General features: G+C 68.0%; 15 protein-coding genes. 3 read left to right on the top strand and 12 right to left on the bottom strand.

Going from position 1 to position 13386, the window contains the following annotated elements; all coding sequences use genetic code 11:
• Positions 1 to 40: 40 nt before the first annotated feature.
• From STARVERO_RS02740 to coxB, 12 genes are all read right to left on the bottom strand, one after another.
• Positions 41 to 355 carry a (2Fe-2S)-binding protein gene (locus STARVERO_RS02740; RefSeq protein ID WP_159597828.1) on the bottom strand — a complete coding sequence of 105 codons (315 nt, stop codon included), beginning with the start codon at positions 353 to 355 and terminating at the stop codon, positions 41 to 43.
• 166 nt (positions 356 to 521) lie between these two features.
• Positions 522 to 1178, bottom strand: a complete 657-nt coding sequence (locus STARVERO_RS02735) for a GNAT family N-acetyltransferase (RefSeq protein ID WP_159597827.1) — start codon at positions 1176 to 1178, stop codon at positions 522 to 524.
• Positions 1179 to 1198: 20 nt separating this feature from the next.
• Positions 1199 to 2485 carry a M16 family metallopeptidase gene (locus tag STARVERO_RS02730; RefSeq protein ID WP_159597826.1) on the bottom strand — a complete coding sequence of 429 codons (1287 nt, stop codon included), beginning with the start codon at positions 2483 to 2485 and terminating at the stop codon, positions 1199 to 1201.
• Entirely contained in the window at positions 2482 to 3891 is a 1410-nt protein-coding gene (gene thrC, locus STARVERO_RS02725; RefSeq protein WP_159597825.1) for a threonine synthase, read from the bottom strand. The genes STARVERO_RS02730 and thrC overlap by 4 nt, the downstream gene beginning before the upstream one ends.
• A 179-nt stretch (positions 3892 to 4070) precedes the next feature.
• On the bottom strand, positions 4071 to 4850 hold the full coding sequence (locus STARVERO_RS02720) for an SURF1 family protein (protein ID WP_244616521.1): 780 nt from the start codon (positions 4848 to 4850) through the stop codon (positions 4071 to 4073).
• Positions 4847 to 5233, bottom strand: a complete 387-nt coding sequence (locus STARVERO_RS02715) for a DUF983 domain-containing protein (protein ID WP_144343233.1) — start codon at positions 5231 to 5233, stop codon at positions 4847 to 4849. Before STARVERO_RS02715 ends, STARVERO_RS02720 begins: the two co-directional genes overlap by 4 nt.
• Before the next feature lie 155 nt (positions 5234 to 5388).
• Entirely contained in the window at positions 5389 to 6237 is an 849-nt protein-coding gene (locus tag STARVERO_RS02710) for a cytochrome c oxidase subunit 3 (RefSeq protein WP_144343234.1), read from the bottom strand.
• Positions 6238 to 6309: 72 nt separating this feature from the next.
• Entirely contained in the window at positions 6310 to 6930 is a 621-nt protein-coding gene (locus STARVERO_RS02705; RefSeq protein WP_159597824.1) for a cytochrome c oxidase assembly protein, read from the bottom strand.
• Positions 6931 to 6937: 7 nt separating this feature from the next.
• Entirely contained in the window at positions 6938 to 7159 is a 222-nt protein-coding gene (locus tag STARVERO_RS02700; RefSeq protein WP_159597823.1) for a hypothetical protein, read from the bottom strand.
• Positions 7160 to 7181: 22 nt separating this feature from the next.
• Complete coding sequence (locus STARVERO_RS02695; protein ID WP_159597822.1) at positions 7182 to 8135, bottom strand: heme o synthase; 954 nt, start codon at positions 8133 to 8135, stop codon at positions 7182 to 7184.
• Between the two features lie 197 nt (positions 8136 to 8332).
• Entirely contained in the window at positions 8333 to 9925 is a 1593-nt protein-coding gene (ctaD, locus tag STARVERO_RS02690; protein WP_144343238.1) for a cytochrome c oxidase subunit I, read from the bottom strand.
• 65 nt (positions 9926 to 9990) lie between these two features.
• Positions 9991 to 10896 carry a cytochrome c oxidase subunit II gene (gene coxB, locus STARVERO_RS02685; RefSeq protein WP_144343239.1) on the bottom strand — a complete coding sequence of 302 codons (906 nt, stop codon included), beginning with the start codon at positions 10894 to 10896 and terminating at the stop codon, positions 9991 to 9993.
• A 308-nt stretch (positions 10897 to 11204) separates the two neighbouring features.
• Here coxB and STARVERO_RS02680 point away from each other — a divergent pair, with 308 nt between their 5' ends.
• The 3 genes from STARVERO_RS02680 to mutM are packed head-to-tail and all read left to right on the top strand — an operon-like array spanning position 11205 to position 13325.
• Positions 11205 to 11720: an invasion associated locus B family protein gene (locus STARVERO_RS02680; RefSeq protein WP_144343240.1), complete on the top strand. Its 516-nt coding sequence runs from the start codon at positions 11205 to 11207 to the stop codon at positions 11718 to 11720.
• 10 nt (positions 11721 to 11730) lie between these two features.
• On the top strand, positions 11731 to 12378 hold the full coding sequence (locus STARVERO_RS02675; RefSeq protein WP_244616515.1) for an HAD-IA family hydrolase: 648 nt from the start codon (positions 11731 to 11733) through the stop codon (positions 12376 to 12378).
• A 47-nt stretch (positions 12379 to 12425) separates the two neighbouring features.
• Positions 12426 to 13325, top strand: coding sequence for a bifunctional DNA-formamidopyrimidine glycosylase/DNA-(apurinic or apyrimidinic site) lyase (gene mutM / locus STARVERO_RS02670; protein WP_159597821.1), 900 nt, complete (start codon positions 12426 to 12428; stop codon positions 13323 to 13325).
• The last annotated feature ends 61 nt before the right edge of the window (positions 13326 to 13386 follow it).

Raw genomic sequence — 13386 nt, 5'->3', positions numbered from 1 at the left:
CCCTTCCCCCGCATACGCCATGCCGGGAAAGCGGCGGCCCTTACTCCGCCGCGACAATAAGTGCGGAAAGATCGTTGGCGTGAGCAGTGTGCGTATGGCCTGCATGATCCTGCAGGGCGTGGTCATGCGCGGCATGGGAATGCGTCGAGACCGGGCAATCCAGCGGGCAGCCGCCGCAGTTCGAGGCGTTCACATCGTCGATGAGCTTGCGGATGGTACGCGCGCAGCGACCGCACTGGGCACTGCAGCCGAGACAACGGTAGACCTGCCCAACCGTCCGGACAGCCGCCTCCGTTTCCGTCACCGCGCTGCGGATCTGACGGTCGGAAAGCACATTGCACGAGCAGACGATCATCGAGAGGCAGAACCGAAGTGATCAGCCTTTTAGAATTATTCTAAAAATGGCTCTCTGCTTTTTTTTCGCGCTAATCCTCGACGCCGTCAATCGGCAAATGCCGATCTATCGATTGCGTGATGCGATCTGGCAAGTCTTCGTCGATCCAATTTTTAGACGTTCCAGATTAGGCGTCACCGCTCAACTCTTTTCCACTTTCGAACGGCACTAAACTGGGGACCTCAAGACCCTGCGCCGGCCCGATCGGGTCGCCCGCCAGACGGGCATAAAGCAGGTGATCCTGCCACAGGCCGTTGATGCACAAATACTCCCGCCCATAGCCTTCACGCCGAAAACCGGCGCCTTCCAGCAAACGGATCGACGGCGTGTTGTGCGGCAGGCAGGCCGCCTCGATGCGGCGCAGGCCGAGCGTCGTGTGGGCGAAAGGCAGGAGCGTGCGCACCGCCGCGCCCATGAAGCCCTTGCCGGCATGGGGCGCACCCATCCAGTAGCCCAGGCTGGCCGTCTGGGTGACGCCCCGCCGGACATTGGAAAGCGACACGCCGCCGAGCAGGGTCCGGTCGGCGGCGCTGAAGACGAGGAAGGGATAGGCGATGTCCTCGCGCACGTCCCGCGCATAGCGGCGCATGCGGCGTCGGAACGAGCCGCGCGTGAGATCGTAGGGCGGCCAGGTCGGCTCCCACGGCGTCAGGAAAGGCCGGCTCTGCTCGCGCAGCGCGGACCATGCCGCGAAATCCGACATCTGCGGCATGCGCAGCAGCACGCGCTCGCCTTCGATGAGCATCGGCGGCTCATGCCAGGAAACCGTGCGGAACAGGGCCATGCGTGATGCCGTAAGGCGGATTATGCTGCCGACAGACGTTCCGCGATGCGCGCCGCCGTTTCAAGAGATTTTCCCGGGCCGAGGGCCGTAAAGGTCGGAAGCCCCCGCCCCACGAGGGCCCGGCCGGCCGCCTTGGCGTCATTGAGGGTGACCGCCTCGACCTTGGCGACGATCTCCTCCAGCGGGATCGGCCGGCCAAAGGCCAGCATCTGGCGGGCCAGCTGGTCGGCCCGGGCACCGGAGCTTTCCAGCGCCGCCAGCAGCCCCACCTTGGCCTGCGCCTTGGCGCGGGCCAGTTCGCCCTCGCTCAGCGTCTCGATCGTCGTCTCGATCTGGTCCACCACCACGTCGACGAGTTCGTCCACGTCGCCACCATCCGTGCCGGCATAGACGCCGAACAGGCCGGTGTCGGCATAGCCCCAGTGGAAGGAGTAGACTGCGTAGCACAGGCCCCGCGCCTCGCGAACCTCCTGGAACAGCCGCGAGGACATCCCGCCGCCGAGGATGTTGGTGAACACCTGCAGGGCGTGAATGGCCGGATCGCGGTAGGACAAGCCCGGCAGACCGATCAGGATGTGCGCCTGTTCGAGGTCACGGCCTCCGCCGATTTCCGTTCCACCCTGATAGCGCGCCGGCGCCGGGGCTGGCTTGTCCGCGGCAGCAAAGCCGGAGAAGCGCTTGGCCACTTCCTCCACCACCGCCTCATGCTCGACCGCGCCGGCGGCGGCGACGATCATCTTCGGTGCCCGGTAGTTGCGCGCGAGATAGGCGCGCAGCCGGTCCGGCCCGAAGGAGCGCACCGTCTCGGGCGTGCCGAGGATCGAGCGCCCGATCGGCTGGCCGGGAAAGGCCCGCTCCTGAAAGAGGTCGAAGACGAGGTCGTCCGGCGTATCGAGCGCGGCGCCGATCTCCTGCACGATCACATTGTGCTCGCGTGCCAGTTCCTCGGGGTCGAAGGCCGGCTCGGTGAGGATATCCGACAGCACGTCGAGAGCGAGCGGCACGTCCTCGCCGAGCACCCGCGCATTGTAGGTCGTGTGCTCGACGCTGGTGGCGGCGTTGATGTCGCCGCCAACCGCCTCGATCTCCTCGGCGATGGCGCGGGCGGAGCGGCGCTTCGTGCCTTTGAATGCCATGTGTTCGAGCAGGTGTGAGATTCCGTGCTCATCGGGCTCCTCGTCGCGCGCCCCGGCCCCGGCCCAGATGCCGAGGGAGGCGGTGGCGAGATGGGGCATCGCGTCGGTGACGACGGTCACGCCGTTATCGAGCCGCGTGATGCGCGGGCCCGGCGCGTCGTCCCGGCTCACGCGACATTCTCCGCCGCGCGGGCATGCCTGGCGATATAGGCCTCGATCGCCGAAATGTCGTTGGGCAGGGTCGGGGTGCGCTCCGGGCGCTCCATGAGGTCGGCGAGATGGGGCGGCAGCGCCGGGCGCTCGCCGCAGGCCCGCTCCACCGCGTCGGGGAACTTGGCGGGATGGGCGGTCGCCAACACCACCTGCGGCACATGCGGATCGTGCTTGATGCGCTCGGCGACGGAAACAGCAACGGCCGTGTGCGGGTCGAGCAGGTAGCCGGCCTCGCGGCGCACCCGTGCGATGGTCTCGGCGGTCTGCGCCTCGTCGGTGCGACCGGCGTCGAAATCGGCGCGGATCGCCTCAAGCGCCCGGTTCGATGGCGAGAAGGCGCCCGACTGGTTGAGCGACGCCATCAGCCCGCGCAGCGCCCCGGCATCCCGGTCCAGCGCCTCGAACAGCACGCGCTCGAAGTTCGAGGAGACCTGGATGTCCATGGACGGCGAGGAGGACGGCACCACGCCCGTCACCTCGTAACGCCCGGAATTCAGCGTGCGCACGAGGATGTCGTTCACATTGGTGGCGATGGTGAGCTTCGAGACCGGCAGGCCCATGCGCTTGGCGACGAAGCCGGCGAGCACGTCGCCGAAATTGCCGGTCGGCACCACGAAGGAAACCGGGCGATGGGGGGAGCCGAGGGCGGCGCTGGCGACGAAATAGTAGACGACCTGTGCGACGATGCGGGCCCAGTTGATGGAATTGACGCCCGCGAGCTGCAGGCGGTCGCGGAAGGCGTGGTTGTTGAACATCGCCTTCACATGCGCCTGGCAGTCGTCGAACGTGCCCTCGACCGCGATGGCGTGGACGTTCGCGTCCGGCACCGTCGTCATCTGGCGGCGCTGCACCTCGGAGACGCGGCCGGCGGGATAGAGGATGAACACGTCGGTGCGGGCACGGCCGCGGAACGCCTCGATGGCCGCGCTGCCGGTGTCGCCGGAGGTGGCGCCGACGATCGTGGCGCGCTGGTCCCGCTCGACCAGCACATGGTCCATCATGCGGCCGAGAAGCTGCATCGCCACATCCTTGAAGGCGAGCGTCGGGCCGTGGAAAAGCTCCAGCACGAAACGGTTCGGGGCGATCTGCACCAGCGGCGTGGTGGCGGGATGGCGGAAGCTGGCATACGCCTCCTCCAGCATCGGGCGCAGCACCTCGGGCGTGAACACCGCGTCGACGAAGGGCGCGATCACCCGCCCCGCCACCTCGGCATAGGAATGGCCGGCGAGCCGGGCGATCTCCTGCGGCGCCAGGGCCGGGAAGGTCTCGGGCACGTAGAGGCCGCCGTCGCGCGCGAGGCCGGCGAGAAGGGCGTCGGAGAAGGCGAGCACGGGAGCCTCGCCGCGGGTCGAGATGTAGCGCACACGCGCCTCCGCTGGAAAAGTCGGCGGCAAACTAGTGGCGGGGCCGGCCGGAGGCAAGCAATCGGTGGCGCCGCGTGCAGTTTGGGTAGCAGCGCGTATCGCAACGGTAGCAAGCGGGTAGCAAAAACCGTAGCGCAAGGGCGCCATGGGAGTAGCGCGCAGTAGCACCGTGTAGCGCTTCAGCGGCGCCGGCGCGACCACACGAAAGCGGCGAAGACGGCAAGCAGCGTCGCCGCCAGCCCGTACCAGGTCAGCGCGTATTCGAGATGGCGGTTGGAGAAATTGACCCGCGTCAGCCCGCCGACCGGCAAGCCGCCGGGATTGGGCGCCGCGTCGGCGTCGATGAGGAAGGGCGCGGTGCGCAGGAGGCCCTTCGCCCCGGCGATGGCCAGCGGATCGCGCACGAACCAGCTGTCCTTCGCCGGATCGTTGCCGGGGGTGAAGGGGCCGGCATCCTCGGGCATGCGCAGCAGGCCGGTGACGGTGACGAGACCGTCCACCTGCCCTTCCGCCCGGCTCGACGGCGCCCGCCGGTCGAGCGGCACGAAACCGCGATTGACGAGGATGGTCGAGCCATCCGCCATCACCAGCGGCGTGACCACCCAGTAGCCCGGCCCGCCGGAGCCGTCCGGCGCGGAATCGACCAGTGCATAGACCTGCACTTCCAGATCATGCCGGAAGCGCCCCTGCGCGGTGACATGGCGGTATTCGTCCTGCTCGTAGCCGACCTGCGGCCATTCCGCCTCGACCGGCACCGGCTGGGCCGGCTCATGCACGCGCGCCTGCACCTTGGCGATGAGATCTTCCTTCCAGGCGAGGCGCTGCATCTGCCAGGTGCCGAGGCCGACCAGCACGCCGAAGACGGCGAGCACGACCAGCGCCGCCGGCAGCAGCTTGCGCCATGCCGGCCGGGACTGCCGGGAAGCGCCGGCGACCGGGGACGCGGGAGAAGGGGTCACGAGCCGCCCTTGTCGAGACGCCCGGGCTCGGCCTTCTTGGCGTATTGCAGGGCAATCATCGTGGCCTTGAGCGGCCGCAGCAGGCCGAGCGTCGAGATGAGCACCAGCGGCGTCCACAGCAGCGCGTGAAGCCACAGCGGCGGCGCCCAGGTGAGTTCCACCCAGAGCGCAAGGCCGACGACCAGAGAGCCCGCCGCCAGGATGATGAAGACAACCGGGCCGTCGCCGGAATCATCGAAGCTGTAGTCGAGGCCGCACTTGTCGCAGGACGGCGCGACGGTGAGGAAGCCGTTGAACAGGCGGCCGCGGCCGCAGCGCGGGCAGCTGCAGGTGAGCCCCGCCGCGTAAGGCGAGACACCGGTGTGGAAGGGCTGAAGATCCATGAGCGGCTTCTACTCCCATTCGCCCGCGGCTGGAAATCCGGGGGATGACCGATGCCGCATATCTGATGCCGGCTCGCCTTTGAACGAAAAAGGCGGCTGCCGAATGAAAAAGGGGCGGCCGGAAGCCGCCCCTTCGATCTGCTGTCGTGCCGGCCTCAGTGCGGAGCGCCCGCGCTGCCCCACACATAGATGAAGGTGAAGAGGAACAGCCACACGACGTCGACGAAGTGCCAGTACCAGGCCGCCGCCTCGAAGCCGAAATGATGGGTCGGCGTGAAGTGGCCGGCATAGAGCCGCCCGAGGCACACGGCGAGGAAGATGGTGCCGACGATGACGTGGAAGCCGTGGAATCCGGTCGCCATGAAGAAGGTGGCGCCGTAGATGTTGCCCGAGAAGGCGAACTCCGCGTGGCTGTACTCGAAGCCCTGCAGGATCGAGAACAGGACGCCGAGGATCACGGTGAGCCACAGACCCCACTTGGCGCTCTCGCGGTCGCCATGGACCAGCGCGTGGTGCGCCCAGGTCAGCGTGGTGCCGGAGGTCAGCAGGATCAGCGTGTTCAGCAGCGGCAGATGCCACGGGTTGAAGGTCTCGATGCCCTTCGGCGGCCAGACGCCCCCGGTGAACTCAGCGCGGGTGTAGTTGATCGCTTCGCCGGAATAGAGCGAGGCGTCGAAGAAGGCCCAGAACCAGGCGACGAAGAACATCACCTCGGAGGCGATGAACAGGATCATGCCGTAGCGCAGGTGAAGCTGCACCACCGGGGTGTGGGCGTGCTCGTGCTCACCCTCGCGGATGATGTCCCGCCACCACACGATCATGGTGTAGACGACGCCGATGAAACCGGCCGCCATCACCAGGGCGGTGAGCTGGCCATGCATCCAGAACACGGCGCCCGCCGCGAGGACGAAGGCGAAAACCGAAATGACGAACGGCCACGGGCTCGGTTCGACGAGGTGGTAATCGTGCTGCTTGGCGTGGGCTTCAGCGTGGGCTTGGGCCATGGGTCGCGCTCTCCGTTCCGTCTATTTCTCTAGCGGGCCGTCACCGCGGCCGCAATGTGGCGTTCCGCCCGTCTACAAGGGTGCCTTTCCGTCCTTCGCCTTGCCGGCAGCGACAGGCGTCGCCTTGGGGAAGAAGGTGTAGGAAAGGGTGATGGTCTTGACGCCCTTCATCTCCGGATCCTCGACGAAGGCGGGATCGACGAAGAAGACGACGGGCATGTCGAGCGTCTCGCCCGGCTGCAGGGTCTGCTCCTCGAAGCAGAAGCACTGCATCTTGGCGAAGTGGTAGCCGGACTGGGCCGGCGCCACGTTGTAGGTCGCGGTCGCCGTCACCGGCTCGCTGCTGCGGTTGGTGGCCTTGTAGAAGGCGAGCTTGGTCTCGCCCACGCGCACCGTCACCGAGCGCTGCTCCGGCTCGAAGGACCAGGCGAGGCCCGGGGCGACATTGGCGTCGAAGCGGATCTCCACCTCGCGGTCGAGCGCTTTCTCCGGCGCCGCCGCGGCCACCTTGGTCGCCCCGCCGAAGCCGGTGACCTGGCAGAACATCTGGTAGAGCGGCACGGCGGCATAGGAGGCGCCGACCATGGTCGCGACGAAGGCGGCGCAGCTGAGCGCCACCACGCGATGACGGCGGGCCGGGCGCGGGGCCGACGCGAGCGGCGCTTCGGGGCGGGGGTCGGGAGCGTTCGCCATCACACCCTCACAACGGCCGGATGAGCACGGCGGGGCCGAGCTTCACGATGGTGACGACATAGAACAGCACGCACAGCGCCGCGAGCGTCAGCGCGATCGCGACGGAGCGGGCGCGGCGGCGGCGCTTCTGCTCCTCGGTGAGCACGACGCCCTCGATCTCGGGAGCCGGGGTCTGCGGCTTCGACGCCTGTAGCTTCGGCGTCTGCGGCGTCTTGTTCTCGTCGGCCATGGTCACCCTCGCCAGCATGCGCTCACAGCCCCAGACCGGCCGGCGCCACCGCTTCCACGAGCAGGACGGCGAAGAGCAGGAAGAGATAGAGGATCGAGAAGCCGAAGAGCCGGCGCGCGGCCTGCTCGGCCGGCGCGCCCTCACGGCGGCGATAGACCTGCACGGCGAGCAGGAGCATGAGCCCGCCGGCGATGCCCGACACCACGCCATAGGCGAGCCCGGCCATGCCCAGGAAGAAGGGCGACATGGCGAGCGGCACCAGGATGAGCGTGTAGAGCAGGATCTGGCGGCGCGTCTCGGCGGTGCCGGCCACGACGGGCAGCATCGGCACGCCGGCGCGCTCGTAGTCGCCGGACTTGTAGAGCGCCAGCGCCCAGAAATGCGGCGGGGTCCAGAAGAAGATGATGAGGAAGAGCAGGATGCTCTCCAGCCCGATGCCGCCCGAGGCGGCCGCCCAGCCCACCATGGGCGGGAAGGCGCCGGCGGCGCCGCCGATGACGATGTTCTGCGGCGTCGAGCGCTTCAGCCACATCGTGTAGACGACAGCGTAGAAGAAGATGGTGAAGGCAAGCAGCGCGGCCGAGAGCTCGTTGACCAGCAGGCCGAGCACCAGCACCGAGCCGACCGAGAGCGTCAGGCCGAAGGCCAGCGCCTCGCCGGGGGTGACGTGGCCGGCGGGGATCGGGCGGCGCTTGGTGCGGCTCATCACCGCGTCGATGTCGGCGTCCCACCACATGTTGAGCGCGCCCGACGCGCCCGCGCCGATGGCGATGCACAGCAGCGCGGTGAAGGCGATGACGGGATGCACCTCGCCCGGCGCGCGCACGATGCCGACCAGCGCGGTGAAGATCACCAGCGACATGACACGCGGCTTGAGCAGCGTGATGTAGTCCGACACCGAGGCATAGGACGGCGCGTCGAGCGGACGCGGCTCGGTCTGGCTCAGGTCGTATTCGCGCGAGGCGACGTCGCTCATCAACTCACTCCGGCATCGGGCCGGGGCCGCGGCCCTGGCGATGCGTCCGTTCCCGGCGGGGCGCGCTCGCTGGCGCGCATGGCGCGGGGCGGCCGCCGGTCCTGCGGGAGGCGGGCCGAAGCGGCGCGCCCTCCCCTTTTCATGCGACCGGCGCGACCGAAATCGCGCCGGATCTTTCCCTCACGCCGTCCGGCCGATCACTTGATCTTGGGCAGGACGTCGAAGTGGTGGAAGGGCGGCGGGGAGCTCAGCGTCCACTCCAGCGTGGTCGCACCCTCGCCCCACGGATTGGCGCCGGCCGGCACCTTGTTGGCGAACATGCGCCAGATGCCGAACAGGAACACCAGCACCGCGAAGCCGGAGATGTAGGACCCGATCGAGGAGACGAAGTTCCAGCCGGCGAAGGCGTCCGGATAGTCCGCGTAGCGGCGCGGCATGCCGGCGAGGCCGAGGAAGTGCTGCGGGAAGAACACCAGGTTCACGCCGATGAAGGTGAGCCAGAAGTGAATCTTGCCGATGGTCTCGCTGTACATGTAGCCGAACATCTTCGGCGCCCAGTAGTACCAGCCGGCGAAGATCGCGAACACGGCGCCCAGCGACAGCACGTAGTGGAAGTGCGCCACCACGTAATAGGTGTCGTGCAGCGAGCGGTCGATGCCGGCGTTGGAGAGCACGACGCCAGTGACGCCGCCGACGGTGAACAGGAAGATGAACCCGATCGCCCACAGCATCGGCACGCGCATCGAGATCGAGCCGCCCCACATCGTCGCGATCCAGGAGAAGATCTTGATGCCGGTGGGCACCGCGATGATCATCGTGGCGGCGACGAAATAGGCCTGCGTCGAGGAGGACAGGCCGACCGTGTACATGTGGTGCGCCCACACGACGAAGCCGACCACGCCGATCGCGACCATCGCGTAGGCCATGCCGAGATAGCCGAAGATCGGCTTGCGCGAGAAGGTCGACACGATGTGCGAGATGATGCCGAAGCCCGGCAGGATGAGGATGTACACCTCGGGGTGGCCGAAGAACCAGAACAGGTGCTGGAACAGGATCGGATCACCGCCGCCGGCCGGGTCGAAGAAGGTGGTGCCGAAGTTGCGGTCCGTCAGCAGCATGGTGATGGCGCCCGCCAGGACCGGCAGCGACAGCAGCAGCAGGAAGGCGGTCACGAGCTGGGACCAGGCGAAGAGCGGCATCTTGTGCAGCGTCATGCCGGGGGCGCGCATGTTCAGGATCGTCGTGATCAGGTTGATCGCGCCGAGGATCGAGGACGCGCCCGACAGGTGCAGCGCCAGGATCAGCAGGTCCATCGCCGGGCCGGGATGGCCGAGCTTGGAGGAGAGCGGCGGATAGATCGTCCAGCCGCCGCCGAAGCCGGTGGAGCCGGCCGCGCCCTCGACGAAGAGCGACATGATCGCCAGCGCGAAGGAGGGCGGCAGCAGCCAGAAGGCCACGTTGTTGATGCGCGGGAAGGCGGTGTCCGGCGCGCCGATCATCAGCGGCACGAAATAGTTGCCGTAGCCGCCGATCATCGCCGGCATCACCATGAAGAAGATCATGATGAGGCCGTGGCCGGTGGTGAACACGTTGAAGGTCTGCGGATCGGCGAAGATCTGCATCCCCGGCTCCTGCAGCTCCATGCGGATGCCGATGGACAGGATGCCGCCCACGATCCCCGCCACGATGGCGAAGATCAGGTACATCAGGCCGATGTCCTTGTTGTTGGTCGAGTAGACCCAGCGCTTCCAACCCGTCGGATCGCCCGCGTGACCGGCTGCGTTTGCCATAGAACCGTCCCTCATTCGCGCGCTCTCGCGCGCTTCGAAACTCTAAATCGCGGTATCGGCGCGCCTCAGCGCGCCGAGATGGCCACCCCGGCGGCCGGCTCGATCTGCGCGACCTGCGGCGCAGGCGCGTCAACCGCCGCGAACTTCTGCTTGGCCTCCTCGACCCAGCTGGCGAAATCCGCCTCGCTCACGACGCGGATCGCGATCGGCATGAACGCGTGGTCCTTGCCGCAGAGTTCCGAGCACTGACCATAATACACCCCCTCCTTCGTCGCCTGGAACCAGCTCTCGTTCAGGCGGCCCGGCAGGGCGTCGATCTTCACGCCGAAGGACGGCAGGGCGAAGGAATGGATGACGTCGGCGGCGGTGACCTGGATGCGGATCACCTTGTTGACCGGCACCACGACCTCGTTGTCGACCGCCAGCAAACGCGGCTGGCCGGGCTGCAGGTCGGCGGTCTGCACCATCATGCTGTCGAAGGCGAAGGCGCCGTTGTCGGGATACTCGTAGGACCAGTACCACTGGTGGCCCGTCACCTTCACGGTGAGGTCCGCCTTCGGCAGGTCGAGCTGCAGGAAGAGCAGACGGAACGAGGGAATCGCGATCGCCACGAGGATCAGCACCGGCACGACCGTCCACACCACCTCGATGAGGGTGTTGTGCGTCGTCCGCGAAGGCACCGGATTGGCCTTCTCGTTGAACTTCACCATCACGACGATCAGCAGCACCAGCACCAGCAGGACGACGGCGACGATGATCACCAGAAGGAAGAAGTGGAAGGAGTGAATGCTCTCCATCACCGGAGAGGCGGCCCCCTGAAGATTGATCTGCCACGGCGACGGCTGTCCCGTGCCGGCCAGCGCGGCCCCCGTGCCAAGCAGCACCAGCAGGCCGAAGACCGCTCCGGCAAAGCCGGCGGCCATACGCGCCGTGTTGCGGATCCACGATTTCATCGCGAACGTCACTCCCATTCAACTCCCCGCGACCCGGTAACGGCGATGGCGATCGCGTGTCGGGCCAGTGGCATTTGATCTTCATCAAACACAAAAAGGACACCTGAGCAACGCACCGGAGCCCCCCTGCTCCTGCGACATGACGTCGGGTGCCTGGAACTGTTCTACCTGCAAGGCGAGCCCCGGCGCCGCATTCTTGACATCGCGCTCGGGCGTTGTACCCGCTCCTGCCTGACGGCGTCGGCGGGGATACGGCGACGATTCGCCTTGTCCCCGGCTGGCGATTCTTTAGAAGACATACCGGACGACATTTTCAGGAGAGAGCCATGCCCGGCCTCGCGGCACTCCGTTCAGCCTTTTTTGCGGTGCTTGCCGTCGCAGCCCTTCTGGCCACCGCCGACCATGCGTCGGCCCAGGGTGTCGTGCGCTCGGTGCACGGCGAATGGCAGATACGCTGCGACACGCCGCCCGGAGCGCAGGCCGAACAGTGCGTGCTGTTGCAGAGCGTGCAGGCGGACGACCGCCCGAATGTCGGCCTCACCGTCATCGTGCTGAAGACCATCGACCAGAAGAGCCGCCTGCTGCGCGTGCTGGCCCCGCTCGGCGTGCTGCTGCCCTCCGGCCTCGGGCTGAAGATCGACAACGTCGATGTCGGCCGCGCCGGCTTCGTGCGCTGCGTGCCCAATGGCTGCGTCGCCGAGGTGGTGATGGACGACAAGCTGATCGGCCAGATGCGCACCGGCCAGAACGCCACCTTCATCGTCTTCCAGACGCCGGAGGAAGGCATCGGCATCCCGCTCAGCCTCAAGGGCTTCGGCGAAGGCTTCGACGCGCTTCCGTGAGGAGGCGCAGGTGCCCCCCGCCCCCTCCGACACACCCCCTCCCGCTCCGCCGCGCCTCGTCATCTTCGACATGGACGACGTGCTGCTGCGCTACGACGTCGATGCGCGGCGCGCTGCCATCGGCGCGATGGCGGGGCTTACGGTCGCCGATGTCGAGCGGCTGATCTGGACCAGCGGGATCGAGGAAGCCTCCGATGTCGGGGCGCTGATGCCCGACGCCTATCTCTCCGCCATCGCCGGGGCGATCGGCATCCCCTTCGGCCGCGCCGAATGGCTGCGCACGCGCGCCCTCGCCATGACGCTCGACATGGAGGTGCTGGGGCTGGTGGCGCAGGTGCGCGCCCGCGTGCCCATCGCGCTGCTGACCAATAACGGCCACATCATGAAGGAGCATTTCGACGTGCTGGTGCCGGGGCTGCGCGCGCTGTTCGGCCCGGCCATGCACGTCGCCGCCGAGTTCGGCAGCAAGAAGCCCGACCCCGCCATATATAAAGGCCTCGCCGCGCTCTACGGCGTCGACCCGGCCGACGCGGTGATGATCGACGACAAGAGCGCCAATGCGGAGGGCGCCATCGCCGCCGGGCTGAGGGCGCACTGCTTCCGCGACGTGGACGAGCTGCGCGGCTTCCTGCGGGAGCTGGGGCTGCTCCCCATATAATAAAGTGTCCCCGCCGATTGCCGTTCCCCGCGTGAGGTCCGCCGGCCATGCCCGAGCTTCCTGAAGTCGAGACCGTCCGGCGTGGGCTCGCCCCGGTCATGGAGGACCGGCGCATCCTCGCCGCCGTCGCCCGCCGCCCGGACCTGCGCTGGCCGCTGCCCGAGCGCTTCGCCGAGCGGCTGACCGGCCGGCGCATCCTGCGCCTCGGCCGGCGCGCCAAATACCTGCTGGCCGACCTCGACGCCGGCGCCGAGGGGACGCCCGAGGTGCTGGTGATGCATCTGGGCATGTCCGGCTCGTTCCGCATCGAACCCGACGCGGGCATCCCGCAGACGCCGGGCGACTTCGTCATGGCGCGCTCCAAGGCCGCCGCGCACGACCATGTCGCCTTCCGCCTCGAGGGTGGCGTCGAGGTGATCTACAACGATCCGCGCCGCTTCGGCGCCATGCTGCTGGTGCCGCGCGCCGCTCTCGATGAACATCCGCTGTTCCGCGACATCGGCCCCGAGCCGCTCGGCGGCGGCTTCGACGCGCAGAGCCTGGCGCGGGAGCTGGCCGGACGGCGCGCCCCGCTGAAGGCGGCGCTGCTCGACCAGAAGGTCGTGGCCGGACTCGGCAACATCTATGTGTGCGAGGCGCTGCACCGCGCCGGCCTCTCTCCCGAGCGGCCGGCGGCGAGCCTCGTCACCGCCGCCGGCAAGCCAACCGCCGCCGCGCGCCGTCTGGTGGAGACCATCCGGCTGGTGCTGGAGGAAGCCATCGCCGCCGGCGGCTCGACGCTGCGCGATCACGCGCAGGTGGACGGCACGCTCGGCTATTTCCAGCACACCTTCCGCGCCTATGACCGCGAGGGCGAGGCCTGCCTGAACCCCGGCTGCCGGGGCACCATCGCCCGGCTTGTGCAGAGCGGGCGCTCGACCTTTTATTGTGCCGCCTGTCAGCGCTAGCCTGCCGCTCTGCGGTAGCCTGCCGCCCGACACCCCATGCCACGCGAGAGGAGACGCCGCG

Origin of the sequence: Starkeya nomas (assembly GCF_902703545.1) — a bacterium.
Classification (GTDB): Bacteria; Pseudomonadota; Alphaproteobacteria; order Rhizobiales; family Xanthobacteraceae; genus Ancylobacter; species Ancylobacter moscoviensis.
The sequence above is the reverse complement of the archived record's forward strand: the minus strand, read 5'-3'. Positions and strand labels throughout refer to the sequence as shown.

Excerpts from the sequence above, each read along its gene's own strand:
- STARVERO_RS02740 (WP_159597828.1), bottom strand. The coding sequence starts at position 355 with ATGATCGTCTGCTCGTGCAATGTGCTTTCCGACCGTCAGATCCGCAGC.
- STARVERO_RS02695 (WP_159597822.1), bottom strand. The coding sequence starts at position 8,135 with ATGAGCGACGTCGCCTCGCGCGAATACGACCTGAGCCAGACCGAGCCG.
- coxB (WP_144343239.1), bottom strand. The coding sequence starts at position 10,896 with ATGGGAGTGACGTTCGCGATGAAATCGTGGATCCGCAACACGGCGCGT.
- STARVERO_RS02680 (WP_144343240.1), top strand. The coding sequence starts at position 11,205 with ATGCCCGGCCTCGCGGCACTCCGTTCAGCCTTTTTTGCGGTGCTTGCC.
- STARVERO_RS02700 (WP_159597823.1), bottom strand. The coding sequence starts at position 7,159 with ATGGCCGACGAGAACAAGACGCCGCAGACGCCGAAGCTACAGGCGTCG.
- STARVERO_RS02735 (WP_159597827.1), bottom strand. The coding sequence starts at position 1,178 with ATGGCCCTGTTCCGCACGGTTTCCTGGCATGAGCCGCCGATGCTCATC.
- STARVERO_RS02715 (WP_144343233.1), bottom strand. The coding sequence starts at position 5,233 with ATGGATCTTCAGCCCTTCCACACCGGTGTCTCGCCTTACGCGGCGGGG.
- mutM (WP_159597821.1), top strand. The coding sequence starts at position 12,426 with ATGCCCGAGCTTCCTGAAGTCGAGACCGTCCGGCGTGGGCTCGCCCCG.
- ctaD (WP_144343238.1), bottom strand. The coding sequence starts at position 9,925 with ATGGCAAACGCAGCCGGTCACGCGGGCGATCCGACGGGTTGGAAGCGC.
- STARVERO_RS02710 (WP_144343234.1), bottom strand. The coding sequence starts at position 6,237 with ATGGCCCAAGCCCACGCTGAAGCCCACGCCAAGCAGCACGATTACCAC.
- STARVERO_RS02705 (WP_159597824.1), bottom strand. The coding sequence starts at position 6,930 with ATGGCGAACGCTCCCGACCCCCGCCCCGAAGCGCCGCTCGCGTCGGCC.